This is a genomic window from Streptomyces sp. NPDC002868 (assembly GCF_055563295.1).
The window spans coordinates 158,140-175,396 of the sequence record NZ_JBVHDR010000010.1; the positions used below are offsets into that span (position 1 = coordinate 158,140).

The 17,257-nt window shown below is 70.6% G+C and carries 11 protein-coding genes; 7 read left to right on the plus strand and 4 right to left on the minus strand.

Going from position 1 to position 17,257, the window contains the following annotated elements; translation table 11 throughout:
- Positions 1–235: 235 nt before the first annotated feature.
- On the minus strand, positions 236–1,681 hold the full coding sequence (locus tag ACZ3H8_RS27730; protein WP_467406409.1) for a glyceraldehyde-3-phosphate dehydrogenase: 1,446 nt from the start codon (positions 1,679–1,681) through the stop codon (positions 236–238).
- Between the two features lie 206 nt (positions 1,682–1,887).
- Between ACZ3H8_RS27730 and ACZ3H8_RS27735 the strand changes: the two genes are divergently transcribed.
- Entirely contained in the window at positions 1,888–2,460 is a 573-nt protein-coding gene (locus tag ACZ3H8_RS27735) for a TetR family transcriptional regulator C-terminal domain-containing protein (RefSeq protein WP_467406411.1), read from the plus strand.
- Positions 2,461–2,547: 87 nt separating this feature from the next.
- On the opposite strand, the gene ACZ3H8_RS27740 is transcribed toward ACZ3H8_RS27735, so the two are convergent.
- Complete coding sequence (locus ACZ3H8_RS27740; RefSeq protein ID WP_467406413.1) at positions 2,548–3,276, minus strand: hypothetical protein; 729 nt, start codon at positions 3,274–3,276, stop codon at positions 2,548–2,550.
- Between the two features lie 2 nt (positions 3,277–3,278).
- Positions 3,279–4,295 carry an alcohol dehydrogenase gene (locus tag ACZ3H8_RS27745; protein WP_467406415.1) on the minus strand — a complete coding sequence of 339 codons (1,017 nt, stop codon included), beginning with the start codon at positions 4,293–4,295 and terminating at the stop codon, positions 3,279–3,281.
- A 256-nt stretch (positions 4,296–4,551) separates the two neighbouring features.
- Between ACZ3H8_RS27745 and ACZ3H8_RS27750 the strand changes: the two genes are divergently transcribed.
- The 4 genes from ACZ3H8_RS27750 to ACZ3H8_RS27765 all read left to right on the plus strand — a co-directional run bounded on the left by ACZ3H8_RS27750 (position 4,552) and on the right by ACZ3H8_RS27765 (position 12,449).
- The gene (locus ACZ3H8_RS27750) at positions 4,552–5,484 is read left to right on the plus strand and encodes an oxygenase MpaB family protein (protein WP_467406740.1); all 933 of its coding nucleotides are present in this window, start codon (positions 4,552–4,554) and stop codon (positions 5,482–5,484) included.
- Positions 5,466–7,697 carry a serine/threonine-protein kinase gene (locus ACZ3H8_RS27755; protein WP_467406417.1) on the plus strand — a complete coding sequence of 744 codons (2,232 nt, stop codon included), beginning with the start codon at positions 5,466–5,468 and terminating at the stop codon, positions 7,695–7,697. The genes ACZ3H8_RS27750 and ACZ3H8_RS27755 overlap by 19 nt, the downstream gene beginning before the upstream one ends.
- Positions 7,698–7,723: 26 nt before the next feature.
- The gene (locus ACZ3H8_RS27760; RefSeq protein WP_467406419.1) at positions 7,724–10,849 is read left to right on the plus strand and encodes an NACHT domain-containing protein; all 3,126 of its coding nucleotides are present in this window, start codon (positions 7,724–7,726) and stop codon (positions 10,847–10,849) included.
- Between the two features lie 67 nt (positions 10,850–10,916).
- Positions 10,917–12,449 carry a phytoene desaturase family protein gene (locus ACZ3H8_RS27765; protein ID WP_467406422.1) on the plus strand — a complete coding sequence of 511 codons (1,533 nt, stop codon included), beginning with the start codon at positions 10,917–10,919 and terminating at the stop codon, positions 12,447–12,449.
- Between the two features lie 18 nt (positions 12,450–12,467).
- Here the strand turns inward: ACZ3H8_RS27765 and ACZ3H8_RS27770 are convergent, their stop codons facing one another.
- Positions 12,468–14,285 carry a serine hydrolase domain-containing protein gene (locus tag ACZ3H8_RS27770; RefSeq protein ID WP_467406423.1) on the minus strand — a complete coding sequence of 606 codons (1,818 nt, stop codon included), beginning with the start codon at positions 14,283–14,285 and terminating at the stop codon, positions 12,468–12,470.
- Between the two features lie 151 nt (positions 14,286–14,436).
- On the opposite strand from ACZ3H8_RS27770, the gene ACZ3H8_RS27775 reads away from it, so the two are divergent.
- Positions 14,437–15,546: an NAD(P)H-dependent flavin oxidoreductase gene (locus ACZ3H8_RS27775; RefSeq protein ID WP_467406426.1), complete on the plus strand. Its 1,110-nt coding sequence runs from the start codon at positions 14,437–14,439 to the stop codon at positions 15,544–15,546.
- Positions 15,543–17,120 carry an acyl-CoA synthetase gene (locus tag ACZ3H8_RS27780; RefSeq protein ID WP_467406427.1) on the plus strand — a complete coding sequence of 526 codons (1,578 nt, stop codon included), beginning with the start codon at positions 15,543–15,545 and terminating at the stop codon, positions 17,118–17,120. Before ACZ3H8_RS27775 ends, ACZ3H8_RS27780 begins: the two co-directional genes overlap by 4 nt.
- The last annotated feature ends 137 nt before the right edge of the window (positions 17,121–17,257 follow it).

Genomic DNA, 17,257 nt, shown 5'->3' on the forward strand with positions numbered 1-17,257 from the left:
ACGCGGCAGGAGGACGTCAACGCCGCTGCCGCCGACTACCTCGGCGCCGAGGAAGTCCGGCGTGTGCTCGACACGACCATGATCGGTCCAGAATCGCAGGCGGAACGGCTGAGCCGGCACCTCGGCGAGTTCGCCGGCGAAGTCCGCCACGAGAAGCAGGAGCTCCTCCTCGTGGCTCGCATGGCCGAACTGCCGCCCCGCCTGCCGGGACACCGGATCGGACAGTCCGCCGAGATCAGACCACCGGGGCCGGGTAGGTCGGGTACTCCACCCCGGAGACGTGCTGGACGACGCGGATGACCTGGCAGGAGTAGCCGAACTCGTTGTCGTACCACAGGTAGAGGATCGCGTTGTCGCCGTCCACCTTGGTGGCGCCTGCGTCGACGATCGAGGCGTGACGCGAGCCGATGAAGTCGCTCGAGACCGCGTCGGGGGCGGTGGTGAAGTCGATCTGGCGCTTGAGCGGCGAGGTCAGCGACACGTTGCGGAGGTAGTCGAGGACCTCCTCGCGGGTGGTCTCACGCCCGAGCCGCAGGCTGAGGATCGCGATCGAGACGTCGGGCACCGGGACGCGGATCGAGCTGCCGGTGATCGGCGCCTTGAGGTCGGGGAGCGCCTTGGCGACCGCGGAGGCGGCACCGGTCTCGGTGATGACCATGTTGAGCGGCGCCGAGCGGCCGCGGCGGTCCGAGCTGTGGTAGTTGTCCAGCAGGTTCTGGTCGTTGGTGAACGAGTGGACGGTCTCCACGTGGCCGCGCAGGACGCCGTACTCGTCCGCCATCGCCTTCAGCGGCGGGACGATCGCGTTGGTGGTGCAGGACGCGCAGGACAGGATCTGCTCGTCCGGCTTGATCATGTCGTGGTTGACGCCGTGCACGATGTTGGGAACGTCGCCCTTGCCCGGCGCGGTCAGGACGACCTTGTCGACGCCGGGGCGCAGGTGCTTCGACAGGCCCTCGCGGTCGCGCCACTTGCCGGTGTTGTCGATGAGGATGGCGTCCTTGATGCCGTACGCCGTGTAGTCGACCTCCGACGGGTCGTTGGCGTAGATCACCTTGATCTCGTTGCCGTTGGCGATGATCGTGCTGTTCGCCTCGTCGACGGAGATCGTGCCCTGGAACTGGCCGTGGATGGAGTCGCGGCGCAACAGCGAGGCGCGCTTGACGATGTCCTGGTCGCCGCCCTGCCGGACGACGATGGCGCGCAGTCGCAGGCCATTGCCGGAGCCGGCCTTCTCGATGAGCAGGCGGGCGACGAGCCGGCCGATGCGGCCGAAGCCGTAGAGGACGACGTCACGCCCCTCGCGGCGCTCGATCTTGTTGGCACCCATGGCGCCGGCGACGGCCTCCGCGGTGAACTCCTCCACCGAGAGCCCGCGGTCGTCGGTCTTGTACACCGCGGCGAGCATGCCGATGTCGATCTGGGAAGGGCCGAGATCGAGCGTGGTCAGAGCCTGCAGGAACGGCAGCGTCTCGGTGACCGAGAGTTCTTCACCGGCGATCTGCCGGGCGAATCGGTGGGTCTTGAGGATGCTGACCACCGACTTGTTCACCAAGGAGCGGCTGTGAAGCAGGACCGTGACGTCCCGCTCCCGGTGTAGCTTCCCGATGATTGGGATCATCGACTCCGCGATCTCCTCGCGGTTCTTCCAGTTGGTGAACGAGTCGTCATTGACAGTCACAGGTTTATCTTTCGAGCTAGGCGGTGCTCAGATGGTAACCCCCCGCCACTTTGATCATTCAAACGGCCCCCTGCGGTAGACCAACGAGACGGACACCGGGTCCGCCCCGTCGTGCAACGCTCCGGTTCCGGAGGCGGAGGACGCTGCATGGTAAGGTTTTTGTGGCCTAAGATGATCGGTCATATTGCTGCGAGAGGGTACTCCCGGTGGCCAGAAGAAGCATGCGCGAGGAGATCGTCGAGGCGGCGGTCGAGCAGTTCCATACGCGCGGGTTCAACGCGGCGGGCGTCAAGGACATCACCAACAGCGCGGGGGTCCCGAAGGGGTCGTTCTACAACCACTTCGAGAGCAAGGAAGCGCTGGCCGTGGTGGCCCTGGAGCGTTACGGCGAAAGCCGTCGGCTCCGGGAGCTCACCGATGCGTCCGTCGATCCACTGCTGCGGCTGCGGCAGCACTTCGAGTTCCTCCGCGACGAGAACACCACCAGGGACTTCACCCGCGGCTGCCTCATCGGCGGCTTCGGCGCGGAGATGGCCGACCACAGCGACATGATCCGCGAGGCGGTACGAGTCAGCTTGGAGAGCTGGGCGCAGGCGCTCGCGGCTCCGATCGCCCAGGCGCAGGAGTCGGGCCAGGTGACGGCGACCACGGACGCCAAGACGCTCGCCCGGTTCATTCTGAACGCCTGGGAGGGGACGCTCATCTCCGCACGGTCCGAGCATTCGGAGGACTCCTACGAGGTGTTCTTCGACACGGTGTTCGGCACGCTGCTTGCCTGACGCCTCTTGGCGAATTCACGGTTCTACGGTCTCGACGACCGAGCCCCCGGCCGCAGGCGGCCGGGGGCTCGGTCGTGGCACCGTACGTCACTCGAACGTGATCCCGTCGAGGTCGATGGTGACAAGCAGCAGATCCCGGTTGGCCGTTCCGTCCTCGTTGAGGGCGTAGACCCGTCGCTTTGTCGGGACCATGATCCCGTCGAACTCCCGGTACTCCGAGGGGTAGTGCGCGGCCGGGCCGCCCGCGACAACCTCGGCGTTGTAGTCGTGCCGCTTGAAGAGACCGTCGCTGCCGACGTAGAAGGTCTGCTCCTTGGAGTGGGTCGCGATGTCATCGGGGAACGTCACCTTCAGCCGCCGCCAGGTCTGCCCGTCCTCCTCCCGGGGCGTCAGCTCCTCGGTCTCGAAGCCGGGCATGGTGAACGAGAAGGGCGCAGTCAGATACGTCCACATCGCGTATCCGGCGAAGTACGCCAACTGCAGCTCGTCCCACGGGGTTTCGAGGACGTGTCCCGCGAACGAGTCCCGCGGGTTGTCCCGTTCGGCCAGGACCTCGCCCGAGCCGGTCTCGATGGCGACGTGCTTCGGGGTGAGGGCCGAACGTCGCCCCTCCTCCTTGACCGGGAAGTGGCTGGCGAACTGACGGTGCAGGTCGACGCGGAGATGGGCATCGGCGAGGACACCGTTCTGGCCTTTGAGCCCCCACAGTGGACCGCCGTTGCGGAGGTGTGCGGTGAGGGACGTGTACCCGTTCCATCGGTCGAGGCCGCCGTGCGCGGCGATGGTCAGATCCCTGAGGTTGCTGTTCTCATTCATTGTCAGACCGCCACATTCAGAACGACACGGAAACGGGCTTCGCCGGACATCATGCGCTCGTAGGCCTGGGGGGCCTGGGCGAGTGGCATGACTTCGGTCATGGGACGGACATCCCGGGCCTCGGCGAACCGGAGGTTGTCCTCGTTGTCGATGGAGCTGCCGGTCAGGCTTCCGCTGACCGTACGGGTGCCGAAGATCAGGTCGGTGGTCTGCACCTCGATCGGGTCGAAGGCGGCACCGACGACCACCATTCGGCCGCGCGGCGCCAGTCCGGAGACCAGCGGCGTCATCGAGGCACCGCTCGCGGCGGTCGCGACGACCGCGGCCGCGCCGCCGAGCCTTTGCAGCGCCTCGCCGGCGTCCTCGGCGGAGCTGTCGATGTAGTAGTCGGCGCCGAGCCGCTTGACCAGCTCCGCCTTCCCGGTGCCCCGGGCGATCGCGGCGACGCGGAACCCGAGCTTGTTCGCGTACTGCACGCCCAGGTGCCCGAGGCCGCCGATCCCCTGCACGGCCACCAGCGCGCCGGGGGCGCTGTCGATCTGCTGGAGCGCGCTGAACACCGTCAGTCCTGCGCACAGGAGCGGCGCCGCGTCGATGGGGCTCATCCCCTCCGGGATCCGTACGAGGCCGCTGGCCCTGGCGACCACCATCTCCGCGTAGCCGCCGTCGACGTCGCTTCCCGTCTGCGGCTGGTCCTCGCAGTTGACGAAGTCACCACGTCGGCAGAAGTCGCACACTCCGCAGTGGCCGTTCAGGAAACCTACGCCCACACGCTCGCCGACCCGCCATGTCGTCACCCCGGGGCCGACCGCGTCGATCACGCCGACGACCTCGTGCCCGGGGACCACCGGCGAGGACGGGTCGGGCCGCATCCCCTCGACGGCCAGGACGTCGGAGTGGCAGACGCCGCAGGTCTCGACGCGCAGGCGTACATGCCCCGGCGGTGGCTCCGGTGTCTCGCGCTCCACCAGCTCGAACTTCCGTGACCCTGTGACCTCGAACGCTCGGTATGTGGACATTGAATCCCCTTGTGAGTCAAAATGACCGGTCGTCTCGTTTTCATAATGACCGGTCGTCTTGGGATCCGTCAAGCCGGCGAGGGCCTTGGCGCCGGTCGCCTCCTCGGACGTGTGTTTCCTGCGTCCGTGATCGCGTACCCAAGCGACAACAAAGCTCTGCAAGCGGGGTCGCCGATGGACGAGACTGAACTGACACCAGTGCAGGTCAGGGTTTTGGGCAGGTGACATGTATCGCAAGGAGTCGCACGTGCCAGGCATGAGCGGCCCGGACCCGGACCCGGGGCTCTTCGGACCGGACTCGGTGACCTGGCAGATGCACGGAGATCCGATGATGTGGGTCGCCGGGGTGCGCGCGCTGTACCTCCAGGCGCTGCACCCCCGGGCCGTCCGCGGCGTCATGCAGAACAGCGACTTCCGGAAGGACGCCTGGGGCCGGCTCATGCGCACCGCGAACTTCGTCGGCACCATCACCTACGGCACTGCCGCGGCCGCCGAGCAGGCGGGCGCCCGGGTCCGCCGCATCCACACCCACCTCGGGGCCACCGACCCCGTCACGGGCGAGCGCTACGGCGTCGACGAGCCGGAGCTGCTGCTGTGGGTGCACTGCGCCGAGGTCGGCTCGTACCTCGACGTCGCACGCCGCTCCGGTATCCCGCTCAGCGACGCCCAGGCCGACCGCTACCTCGACGAGCAGCGCGAAGGCGCACGCCTGGTCGGCCTCGACCCGGACGAGGTACCCGCATCCGCCGGGGAGCTCGCCGCCTACTTCGACCGGGTGCGTCCCGAGCTCGCCGCCGGACCCGAGGCACACGACGTCGACGACTTCCTGCAGCGGCCGCCGATCAACCCTCTGCTCGTCCCGGCGCGCGAACTGCTGTGGCGGCGCGTGGCCGCACTCGCGTACAACGCACTGCCCCCTTACGCCCATGAGTTGTACGGCAGACCCGCCCCCGCCCCTGAACGTGTCACGCATCAGCTCATCGCCACAGGCAACCTGCTGCGCTGCATTCTCTCCCGTCTGCGCTGGCAACTGCCGCCAGGTCACATCTTGAAAGCGATGGCGCGACTCGGCCCCGGCGCCCGCCCGGCGCCGTACAAACTGCGCAGACAGGAGGCCATACTGGACGGGCCGGGGAGGGCGCAGCTTAGCGACGGGGGCGACAGCACGCGATGGCGGAATCCAGGCTGATCCAAGGCCGCTACCGGCTGCTCGACGTCATCGGGCGGGGGGGCATGGGCGAGGTGTGGCAGGCCCGCGACGAGTCCCTCGGACGGCGCGTCGCGGTCAAGTGCCTCAAGCCGCTGGGAGCTCAGCAGGACCAGAACTTCACCCGGGTGCTGCGCGAGCGTTTCAGGCGCGAGGCGCGGGTCGCCGCGGCACTCCAGCACCGCGGGGTGACAGTCGTCCACGACTTCGGCGAGTACGAGGGCGTGCTCTACCTCGTCATGGAGCTGCTGGAAGGCCGCAATCTCAGCCAGCTGCTGGAGGAGAACAAACAGCATCCGCTGCCGGTGCCCGACGTCGTCGACATCGCCGAGCAGATCGCGGACGCCCTCGCCTACACCCATGAACAGGGCATCGTCCACCGCGACTTGAAGCCCGCCAACATCATGCGGCTCACCGACGGCGCGGTGAAGATCTGCGACTTCGGCATCGCCCGCCTCGGCGCGGACATCGGCTTCACGTCCCGGCTCACCGGCACCGGAATCGCCATGGGCACCCCGAACTACATGTCGCCCGAGCAGATCAGCGGCAGCCATGTCGACCATCGCAGCGATCTCTACTCCCTGGGCTGTGTGCTGTACGAGATCGCCACCGGCGTCCCGCCCTTCGACCACGACGACGCCTGGGCGGTGCTCGTCGGCCACCGAGACACCCTGCCGCAGCCGCTTCGCACCCACCGGTCCGAGATCCCCGAGTACTTCCAGCAGGTCGTCCTCGACCTGCTCGCCAAGACCCCCGAGGCGCGGCCGACCGACGCCAAGGAGCTGCGCCGCCGGATGGGCGCCGCCACGCGCCAGACGCACTCCATCGCGCCCGGGCCCCGCCCCGAGCAGCCGCCCTCGCGCGAGCCGCGGCTGCCGTCCTGGACCCGTGGCATGACCACCGGCCACAAGGCGACCGGCACCTCCCTGCTCCGGCCCGCCCTGCCCGACCACACCGCGGGGCTGACCGGCGAGTGGACCACGCACACCGATTCGCGCGGCGGCCCGCTCCCGCCGCCTCGGGCCAGGCCCGAGCGCCCCACGCCGCCGCCCGAGATGCTCGCCGTCCTCGCCAGCCGTCACAACGCGGGCCTCAGCCTCGGCCGGCTCGGCCGCTGGGAGGAGGCCGGCGAAGTGCACCGGGCGGTCGCCGCCGAGCGCGAGCACGTCCTGGGCCCCGACCACCCGGACACCTTCGCCAGCCGCTACGAGGTCGGCTTCACGCTGAGCCGGACCGGGCGCGCCGCCGACGCACTGCGGGAGTTCGGCCGGGTCGCGGAGGGGCGCGAGCGGACCATGGGCGCCGACCACCCCGAGACGCTCGCCGCCCGCCAGGAGATGGCGTACGTCCTCGGCCAGCTCGGACGGCACTTCGAGGCGCACGAGGTGTACGCCGCGGTCCTGGACTCCCGTGAGCGCACCGTGGGCCATGACCACCCCGACACCCTGCGCTGCCGGCACAACCTCGCCTTCAACCTCAGCAGGCTGGGACGGCTCGAGGACTCCTACCGGATGGCGTACGACGTCGTGGCCGCGCGCGCCCGGGTGCTCGGCGCCGAGCACCCCGACACCCTGGTCACGCGGTACGAAGTCGCCTACGCGCTCGGCCAGTTGGGGCGCTGGACCGAGGCGCTGCAGACCTACCGGGAAGTGGCCGTCGCGCGCGCCCGGGCACTGGGCGCAGACCACCCCGACACCCTTGCCGCCCGCTACGAGGTCGGCATCAGCCTCGGCCGACTGGGCCGTAGCGCGGAGGCCCTGGAGCTGTACCGCGACCTGGTCGACGACCGCACCCGCGTCCACGGGCCCGACGACCCCGAGACGCTGCGCGCCCGCCACGGTCTCGGGGTGAATCTCGGCCGGCTCGCCCGCTGGGAGGAGGCCCTCGCCGAGGCGCGCGACGTGTGCGCCCTGCGCGAGCGAGTGCTCGGCGCCGACCATCCCGACACCCTTGTCAGCCGCCGGGAAGTGGCCGTGGGCCTCGGCTGGCTGGGCCGCTGGGCGGATGCGCTGACCGTCTACGGCCAGGTCGCCGAGGCCCGTGAGCGGGTGCTCGGCATGGACCACCCCGACGCGCTGGCCAGCCGCAACGACGAAGCGCACTGCCTGGAGCAGCTCGGCAGGCACGCCGAGGCGGTGGAGCTGTACCGGCGGGTGGCGGCGCTGCGGCAGCAGCGGGTCGCGCACAGAAGCTGACGAGGCCGCGGACGGGGGTGAAGGACATGGATGAGGCCGGTCCCGAGGAGAGATCCGGTGCCTTCATCGAGCCGGGCAGCGAAGGGAAGCCCGCCGCCTTCGCCCCGCCCGGCCCGCACGGGCAGCCCGCCGCCTTCCCTCCGCCCCGTCCCGAGCCGCCGCCCGGCGCCTTCACCGTGCACAACACCATCAACGCGCCCACGCAGTACGCCGTACAGGCCGGATACATCGGCAAGATCATCTACCAGCACGCGGAGCTCGCCCCCTCCCGGGCACGCGCCCGGCAGCTCGTCCTGCGCTCGGCCGTCGTGCTGCTCGCCGGGGCCCTGGCCCTCGCCGCCGGCCGGCACAGTCGCGGCGGCATGTGGGACACCGCCCTCGTCGCCCTGGGAGTCTTCCTGCTCGCCGTCGGCGCACGGGACATCCGCGCTGCCTGGACCCAGTGGCGCAGGACCCGCCCCGGCTGGGACACCGCACTCGACACCTGGCTGGGCCAGGCGCAGAACATGCTCGCCGAGACCCTGACATCCCGCTGGGAACGGGAGGAACGCGCCCGCCGCCTCCAGGATCCCGTCCCCGTGCCCGTACGCTGGCGCGTCACCGACGCCGACCTCTTCGATCACTGGGCCACCATCGCGGGCACCGCCGCACACGACCCGGCGCACGGCGAACCCCTCGTCCTCGCAGGGGAGTTCGACGACATATCCGACGTCTTCGCCCTCGTGCCCTCGCGCCGTCTGGTGGTGCTCGGGCCCGCCGGAGCGGGCAAGTCGGTGCTGGCCATGCGCTTCGCGTTGCAGCGGCTCGGCACGCGACGGCCCGGCGACCCCGTACCCGTTATCTTTCCGCTCGGCTCATGGAATCCGGCCGCACGTCCGGACCTGTGGGCGTGGGCGGCCGACTGGCTGGCCCGCGCGTACCCGGGGATCGCCTCAGCCACGGAACCGGCCCGTCTCGTCGCCGCCGCGCTGCTCCGTGACGGTCGCGTCCTTCCCGTACTCGACGGATTCGACGAACTGGGCGAGCCGGCACGTCTCACGGCGCTGCGCACACTCAACGCCACACTCGCGCCGGGCGCGCCGGTGTTCGTCACCGCCCGCCGCGAGGAATACGCGCGTGCCGTCCGGGAGGCCGACGTGCTCACCGCCGCGGCCGTGGTGGAGCTGTGCCCGCTCGGTGTCCACGAGCTCGGCGCCTACCTGCCGCTGACCGCCCGAAAGGCGCGCGACGGCCGAGCGGGCGCCACGTGCTGGGACCCTGTGCTCGACGCACTGCGCGTATCCGGTGCGGGCGCCCGCGAACTGGCCGAGGCGCTGTCCACGCCGCTCATGACCGCCATGGCACGTGCCGCCTACAGCGACACGGACGCCGGCCCCGCCGAACTCCTCGACCGTGACCGCTTCGTCGACCGGGCCGCGCTGGAGGACCATCTGATCGCCCGCTTCGTGCCCGCCGTGTACGGCTACGGGCCCGGCGGGATTGCGCCCGAGACCTCGGTACGCGAGGCCGAACGCGCCCTGCGCCGTCTCGCCCTCTTCACCCGCTCCCGGCCGGGCGCCGAACTGTCCTGGTGGGAACTCGACCAGGCACTGCCGTGGCCGTTGGGCTGCACCGGCGTCCTGCTCTCCCTCGCCATGGCGTGGCTGTTCGTGCCCGTTCTCGGTCTGGGCGGCCTGTGGCCGGTTCTGCTGCTGACCGGCCTGGTGCCCCTCGTCCAGATCCTCATCCCCGGCAACAGGCTGGCGCCTCTGCCGCGGGGACTGCGGGTACGCGGCCGTGCGTGGGTATGCCTGCGGCGTGCGGCGGTCGGCTTCGTGCTCTGGATCGCGGTGGGGCTCGCCGTGTTCAGCGGACGGCCGCTTGTGCTGTCGCTGACGGTGGTCCTCACCGCGCTGACGGCGTTCGTGGATGTCCCGACCGATGCGGCGCACGAGGCCGCCCCCAAGGCGTCGTTGCGCCGGGACCGTACCGCCGTGCTGGCGCTGGGACTTGTGCGCGTGCTCGGCGGCGGCACGCTCTGGTGGCCGGCCGTGGCCCTGCTGACGCCGCTGCTCAGCCTCACCGCGTGTGACTGGAACGGGATCGACAGCGGCTGCCCCGGCAACCTCACCGTGGACGGCGACGGCAACCGGCACTCGGGCCACTGGGCCGTCGGCGTGGATGGGGGTGTCACCGGCCCCGCCTGGGCCATCGCCCTGTTGCTCACCGCCTGCGCGCTGATGACGTTCGCGTTCGCCACGTCGGCCTGGGGACGGTTCACGCTGACGCGCGCCTTCTTCGCCGCCCGCGGGGAACTGCCCTGGCGGCTCATGGACTTCCTCGAGGACGCGCATGCCCGCGGGGTGTTCCTGCAGGCGGGCCCGGCGTGGCGCTTCCGCCATGAACGGCTCCAGTCACGCCTCGCGGGCCCGGCCACGACGCGACGCCCCGGACGGTGGGCCGGCCTGGCCCACGCGTGGGGGCGCTCGCCCCGGCGGCGGGGCAGGGCGGTCGCCGGGCTGGTCCTGTGCCTGGTGTGGGGTGGGGCGCTGTGGAACCATCTCTTGTTACCGCCCGAGCTCCCGTCCCGTCCCGACGACCCCCCTTGGCATGTGCCGGAGCCGCGCAGCTCGACGGCGTGCGGTCTGCTCAGCCGGGAGAGTGTCTCGCTGTTGCGGTTGACTCCGCACGGTGACGGGCGCACACCCAACGACTGCGTCTGGTATCCGGCCCGGGGCCTGCGGTCGCCCCTGGCCGAGTTCAGCGTGCACATCTCGCTGGAGGAGCACAACGACGCCGAGCACCTCGTCGAGCGGCGCATGGGCTTCCCCGCGTCGTTCCAGCGCCGCGTCGGCGGTCTCGGCGAGGACGCGGTGGAGTGGACACGGCACACGGACGTACTCGCGGACCGCTATGTGCCCGGTCTTGTGGACGCCGGGGTCCTGGTCCGCGGCGGGTCCGTTTCCCTCACGGTTGACTACCGGCTCCAACACGGGCACGAGCACCAGATGCTCGAGGTCGCCGAGGTCATCGCCCGCGACGCCACGCGCACCCTGCTCGCCTGGGAACCCACGGCGCGCGGAGAGCTGCGCTACGGCGCGCCCCCGCAGCCCGACCACACGGTGAGCCGACGGGACCTCGCCGACGTCCTCGGCACGCACCCCGACCCCTGACCGGCGGCAGCCGCCCCGGACGCAGTGCCGCCCTGGCCTACGCGATCACCTCGTGCTACGAAGAGCCATGCCCGCACACACTTCGTACGACGTCGTGATCGTCGGCGGCGGCCACAACGGCCTGGTCGCCGCCGCCTACCTCGCCCGCGCCGGACGTTCCGTCCTCGTCCTGGAGCGCCGTGGAAACACCGGGGGAGCGGCCGTCTCCACCCGCCCCTTCGACGGGGTCGACGCCCGGCTCTCGCGCTACTCCTACCTCGTGTCGCTGCTGCCCGACAAGATCGTGCGCGAGCTGGGGCTGAACTTCGCGGTCCGCAAACGCACTGTCTCCTCGTACACCCCGAAGGGTGCCGGCGGCCTGCTCGTCGGCGGGGACCGAACCCGGGAGTCGTTCGCCCGGCTCACCGGCGGGGAGCGGGAGTACGCCTCCTGGCAGGAGTTCTACTCAATGACCGGCCGGGTCGCGGAGCGGGTGTTCCCCACCCTCACCGAACCGCTGCCGACCCGTGAGGCGCTGCGCGCGCGCATCGACGAAGAGACGGCCTGGCGGACGCTCTTCGAAGAGCCGATCGGCGTCGCGGTCGAGAAGCGGTTCGCCGACGATCTCGTACGCGGCGTGGTGCTGACCGACGCCCTGATCGGCACCTTCGCCGACGCCCATGACCCGTCGCTGATCCAGAACCGGTGCTTCCTGTACCACGTGATCGGCGGCGGCACGGGGGACTGGGACGTGCCGGTGGGCGGCATGGGCGCGCTGACCGACGCACTGGCGGCGGCCGCGCGGGACGCGGGCGCGGAGATCGTGGTGCTGCACGAGGCGACCCGGATCGAGACCGGCGGCGAGCGGTCCGAGGTCACTTTCCGCTCGGACGGCGCAGAGGGCACGGTCGCGGCCCGTCAGGTGCTGGTGAACGCCTCGCCCCAGGAACTGGCCGCACTGCTCGGCGAGGAGCCCCCAGCTCCCGCGGAGGGCGCCCAGCTCAAGGTCAATATGCTGCTGCGCCGGCTGCCGCGGCTGCGCGACCGCTCCGTCGACCCGCGCGACGCGTTCTCCGGGACGTTCCATGTCTCCGAGGGATACGGGCAGTTGGCGACCGCGTACCGGGAGGCCGCCGAGGGGAAGCTGCCCAGCGCGCCGCCGTCCGAAATCTACTGCCACTCGCTGACCGACCCGTCGATCCTCGGTCCGGAGCTCGCGGCGCAGGGCTACCAGACGCTGACCCTCTTCGGACTGCACACCCCGGCCCGCCTCTTCGCCGCCGACAACGACGCGGCGCGCACCGAACTGCTGGCCGCCACCCTCGCCGAGCTGGACGCCCATCTGGACGAGCCGATCGCCGACTGTCTCGCGCTCGACGAGCACGGCGAGCCCTGCATCGAGGCGAAGACGCCGCTCGATCTCGAACGGGAGCTGCGGCTGCCCGGCGGCCATATCTTCCACCGCGATCTCGCCTTCCCCTACGCCACCGAGTCCACGGGCCGGTGGGGCGTCGAGACGGCGCACGCCAATGTGCTGCTGTGCGGGGCGGGCGCCGTCCGCGGCGGCGGGGTCAGCGGGGTGCCGGGACACAACGCCGCGATGGCGGCGCTCGGCCGGTGATCCCTCGCTGACGGAGAGTCAGTCCCGGGACGCCGTCCAGCCGTTGACCTCGATCAGAGCGGCGTCCCCGGGCCTGGCGTCGTCGAAGACCGGACGTCCGCGGTCTTCGACCCGCAGGCCGTCCACGTACACCCCGCGGCCCACATAGAGCTGGTCGGTCGCATACCGCCAGCGCAGCCGCACCTTCGCGCCGCACCACGCCGAGAGATCGGCGGTCAGCAGCTGCCAGACACGCCCGGACCAGCCGGTCACCGACCCCGCCGGGTGCGGCTGCGGCTCAGCCTGCCCCCGTACGGTGGTGAACGGCACCGCCCTCCAGGTCGCCCCGTCGTCCGCCGACGCCTCAAGGAACACGGCGTCCGAACCCGGTTCGGTGTCCCACCACAGCCGGCACCGCAGCCGCGCCTGCTCCGAGGCGAGTGCGAGCGCGGGCAGGGTGAGCGTGGCGGATGTGGAGCCGGCCATGCCGGAGAACCAGGCGGTCCGTCCGCGCGCGGGCCGGACGGGGACCGCGCGGGCCATGTTGTTGGCGGCGGCGACGCGCGGGGCGCTTCCGGAGCGCCAACTGCGCACCGGGTGGACGGAGTTGCCGAGCACGATCAGAAACGAGTCGGTGCTCGGGGCGAGGACCAGACTGGTGCCGGTGAATCCGGTGTGGCCCGCGGTGCGGGGTGTGGCCATCGCGCCCATGTACCAGTGCTGGTAGAGCTCGAAGCCGAGGCCGTGTTCGTCGCCGGGGAAGGCGGTGTTGAAGTCGGTGAACATCAGTTCCACTGACGCCGGGCGCAGGATGCGGGACCGTCCGTAGACACCGCCGTTGAGGAGGGTACGGGCGAGGATCGCGAGGTCCCAGGCGCAGGAGAAGACACCGGCGTGGCCCGCGACGCCGCCGAAGCTGTATGCATTCTCGTCGTGCACCTCACCCCAGACCAGTCCGCGGTCCAGGCCCGACCAGGGCAGCCGGGCGTCCTCGGTGGCGGCGATCTTCGGCTTCCAGGAGGCGGGCGGGTTGAAGAGAGTGCGGTGCATCCCGAGCGGAGCAGTGATCTCGCTCTGGAGCAGCACATCCAGAGAGCGACCGGTGATCTCCTCCAGGATCAGCTGCAGCGAGATCAGATTGAGGTCGGAGTAGAGGTACTTGGTGCCGGGAGTGCTGGCCGGCGCCTCGTTCCACAGCAGCCGGAGCTTCCCCTCCCGCGTCGGCTCCTTGTACAGCGGAATCCAGGCGCGAAACCCGGAAGTGTGGGTCAGCAGCTGGCGCACGGTGATGTCCTGCTTGCCCGCGCCCCCGAAGTCCGGGAGGTAGGAGGCGACGGTGGCCTGAAGCTCCAGCGTGCCCCGCTCGATCTGCTGCACGGCGAGGATCGAGGTGAACAGCTTGGAGACCGATGCCAGATCGAAGACGGTGTCCTCGGCCATCGGGATCTGCCGGTCGGCCGGGAACTCCACGCCCGTGTCGGTCTTCTCGTCGTACGCCATGTAGCGCACGGCCTTGCCGATGGGCCGGTGCAGCGCCACGGTGCCGCCTCGCCCCGCGAGCAGCACAGCTCCCGCGTACCACGGGTGTTTGGGGGAGGGGGCGAGGAACCTCTCCGCGTCGGTGACGAGTTGGTCCAGATGACCGGGGAGCAGCCCGGCCCGCTCGGCGGAACCGCGCCGCAGAGTCGGCAGCCCGGATCCGCTGCCCGACCCCGAAGCTGAACCTGCTCGCGAACCCGAGCCCGACGCCGCCTCCGCGAAGGGAATGGGCGCCAGCGCGAGCGCCCCGCCCAGCGCCAGTACTCCGCTGCCCAGCCTCCGGCGGCTGATCCCTCTGCCCGCTGAGTCCTCTGTCATCCGGAACCCTTTCCTGAAAGTATCTTTCGGGATCTGACACGGCAGTGAAACTTTCTTGCCGGGCCCGGGTGCTGTCAACCACCCCAAATAATCTGACACTGCATCAGAAAATCTCTTCCCTCGTCCGCCGGGCTGCGGCATCCTGCCGCCCATGGAGACGGAGCTGAGCAGGAAACTGGGGATCGAGCACGCCATCTTCGGCTTCACGCCGTTCCCGGCGGTGGCCGCCGCCATCACCCGGGCCGGCGGATTCGGGGTGCTCGGCGCGGTCCGCTACACCGCGCCCGACGAGCTCAAACAAGACCTGGACTGGATGCAGGAGCACACCGGAGGCAAGCCGTACGGCCTCGATGTCGTCATGCCCGCCAAGAAGGTCGAGGGCGTGACCGAGGCCGACGTCGAGGCGATGATCCCCGAAGGGCATCGGCAGTTCGTCAGGGAAACCCTCGCCAAACACGGCGTTCCCGACCTCCCCGAGGGTGAGGCCTCCGGCTGGCGCATCACCGGCTGGATGGAGCAGGTCGCCCGCAACCAGCTCGACGTCGCCTTCGGCTATCCGATCAAACTGCTCGCCAACGCCCTCGGCTCCCCGCCCGTGGACGTCGTCCAGCGCGCCCACGACCACGGCGTCCTCGTCGCTGCCCTCGCCGGAAGCGCCAAACACGCCAGGCGCCACGCCGAAGCCGGCATCGACATCGTCGTCGCGCAGGGCTACGAAGCGGGTGGCCACACCGGTGAGATCGCCTCCATGGTGCTCACGCCCGAAGTCGTCGATGCCGTGAACCCCCTGCCCGTACTCGCCGCCGGCGGCATCGGCAGCGGCGAGCAGATCGCCGCCGCACTCGCCCTCGGCGCGCAGGGCGCCTGGCTCGGATCCCTCTGGCTCACCACCCACGAGGCCGACCTCCACTCCCGCGCGCTCACCGCCAAACTCCTCGCCGCCGGCTCCGGCGACACCGTCCGCTCCCGCGCCCTGACCGGCAAACCCGCCCGCCAGCTGCGTACCGAGTGGACCGATGCCTGGGACGACCCGAACGGACCAGGCACCCTTCCCATGCCGCTCCAGGGACTACTCGTCGCCGACGCCGTCTCCCGGATCCAGAAGTACGAAGTGGGCCCGCTGCTCGGCACACCCGTCGGCCAGATCGTCGGCCGGATGAACTCCGAGCGCAGCGTGCAGGACGCCTTCGACGAGCTGACCCGCGGTTTCGAGCGGGCCGTGGACCGAATCAACCGCATCGCCGGAAGGAGCCGGTCATGACCGAACGGCCGTGGGGGTCCCCCCGGACGGAGTCTGGGGGAGGGTTCTGGGCACAGGCGGCCGCGGACCCGGACCGTACGATCCTGATCGCCCCGGACGGCGAGCAGTGGACCGCCGGACGGCTGCACGCCGTGGTGAACGGGCTCGTTCACGGCCTGCGGGCGGCCGGTCTGGAAAAGGGCGACACGTTCGCCGTCGTCCTGCCCAACGGCGTCGAGTTCCTCACCGCCTACCTCGCCGCCTCCCAGGCCGGTCTCTATCTCGTCCCCGTCAACCACCACCTCGTCGGCCCCGAGATCGCGTGGATCGTCGCCGACTCGGGCGCCAAGGTGCTGATCGCGCACGAGCGGTTCGCCGAAGCGGCGACCGCGGCCGCCGACGAGGCCAGGCTGCCCGCCGGGCACCGCTATGCCGTGGGCAGTGTCCCTGGCTTTCGCCCGTATGCCGAACTCCTCGACGGACAGCCGGAGTCGGTGCCCGCAGACCGGTCGCTCGGCTGGGTCATGAACTACACCTCGGGCACCACCGGCCGGCCGCGCGGCATCCGCCGCCCGCTGACCGGCAAGCTCCCCGAGGAGGCCCACCTCGGCGGCTTCCTCGGCATCTTCGGCATCAAGCCGTTCGACGACAACGTCCATCTGGTGTGCTCGCCGCTCTACCACACCGCCGTACTCCAATTCGCGGGCGCCGCCCTGCACATCGGGCACCCGCTGGTCCTGATGGACAAGTGGACGCCGGTGGAGATGCTGCGCCTCATCGACGCGTACGCCTGCACACACACGCACATGGTGCCGACACAGTTCCACCGGCTGCTCGCGCTGCCCGACGCTGTGAAGGAGCGGTACGACGTCTCATCCATGCGGCATGCCATCCATGGCGCTGCCCCCTGCCCCGACCATGTGAAGCGGGCGATGATCGACTGGTGGGGGAGCTGCGTCGAGGAGTACTACGCGGCGAGCGAGGGCGGCGGCGCATTCGCGACCGCCGAGGACTGGCTGAAGAAGCCCGGCACCGTCGGCAAGGCCTGGCCGATCAGCGAACTCGCTGTCTTCGACGACGACGGCAACAGGCTCCCGCCCGGCGAGCTGGGCACCGTCTATATGAAGATGAGCACCGGTGGCTTCAGCTACCACAAGGACGAGTCCAAGACGAAGAAGAACCGCATCGGAGACTTCTTCACCGTCGGCGACCTCGGGATCCTCGACGAGGACGGCTATCTCTTCCTCCGCGACCGCAAGATCGACATGATCATCTCGGGTGGCGTCAACATCTACCCCGCCGAGATCGAGTCCGCCCTGCTCACCCATCCCGCCGTCGCCGACGCGGCCGCCTTCGGCATTCCGCACGCGGACTGGGGGGAGGAGGTCAAGGCGGTCGTCGAGCCGGCCGAGGGACACGAACCGGGGGCTGCGCTGGCGGCCGAGATCCTCGCCCACTGCGAGCGCCGACTGGCGGGCTACAAGCGCCCCAAGACGGTGGACTTCATCGAGGTCATGCCGCGCGACCCGAACGGCAAGCTCTACAAGCGACGGCTGCGCGAGCCCTACTGGGAGGGGCGTGAGCGCGCCGTGTGAGCCCCGGAGTGGAGCAGCGGCACCCCGGCGGGAGCGGGACCCGGCTCGACGGATGCCGCCCGCCGCACCTCGACCCCGTTGGCGCAGCACCTCGCCGCCATGTTCGGTGTAGCGGATGACGGCGGACAGACCGCCAC

What these genes read in the sequence shown, in the direction of transcription:
- ACZ3H8_RS27745 (WP_467406415.1), bottom strand. Translation starts at nt 4,295, where the DNA reads ATGTCCACATACCGAGCGTTCGAGGTCACAGGGTCACGGAAGTTCGAG.
- ACZ3H8_RS27765 (WP_467406422.1), top strand. Translation starts at nt 10,917, where the DNA reads ATGCCCGCACACACTTCGTACGACGTCGTGATCGTCGGCGGCGGCCAC.
- ACZ3H8_RS27750 (WP_467406740.1), top strand. Translation starts at nt 4,552, where the DNA reads ATGAGCGGCCCGGACCCGGACCCGGGGCTCTTCGGACCGGACTCGGTG.
- ACZ3H8_RS27760 (WP_467406419.1), top strand. Translation starts at nt 7,724, where the DNA reads ATGGATGAGGCCGGTCCCGAGGAGAGATCCGGTGCCTTCATCGAGCCG.
- ACZ3H8_RS27755 (WP_467406417.1), top strand. Translation starts at nt 5,466, where the DNA reads ATGGCGGAATCCAGGCTGATCCAAGGCCGCTACCGGCTGCTCGACGTC.
- ACZ3H8_RS27780 (WP_467406427.1), top strand. Translation starts at nt 15,543, where the DNA reads ATGACCGAACGGCCGTGGGGGTCCCCCCGGACGGAGTCTGGGGGAGGG.
- ACZ3H8_RS27775 (WP_467406426.1), top strand. Translation starts at nt 14,437, where the DNA reads ATGGAGACGGAGCTGAGCAGGAAACTGGGGATCGAGCACGCCATCTTC.
- ACZ3H8_RS27770 (WP_467406423.1), bottom strand. Translation starts at nt 14,285, where the DNA reads ATGACAGAGGACTCAGCGGGCAGAGGGATCAGCCGCCGGAGGCTGGGC.
- ACZ3H8_RS27740 (WP_467406413.1), bottom strand. Translation starts at nt 3,276, where the DNA reads ATGAATGAGAACAGCAACCTCAGGGATCTGACCATCGCCGCGCACGGC.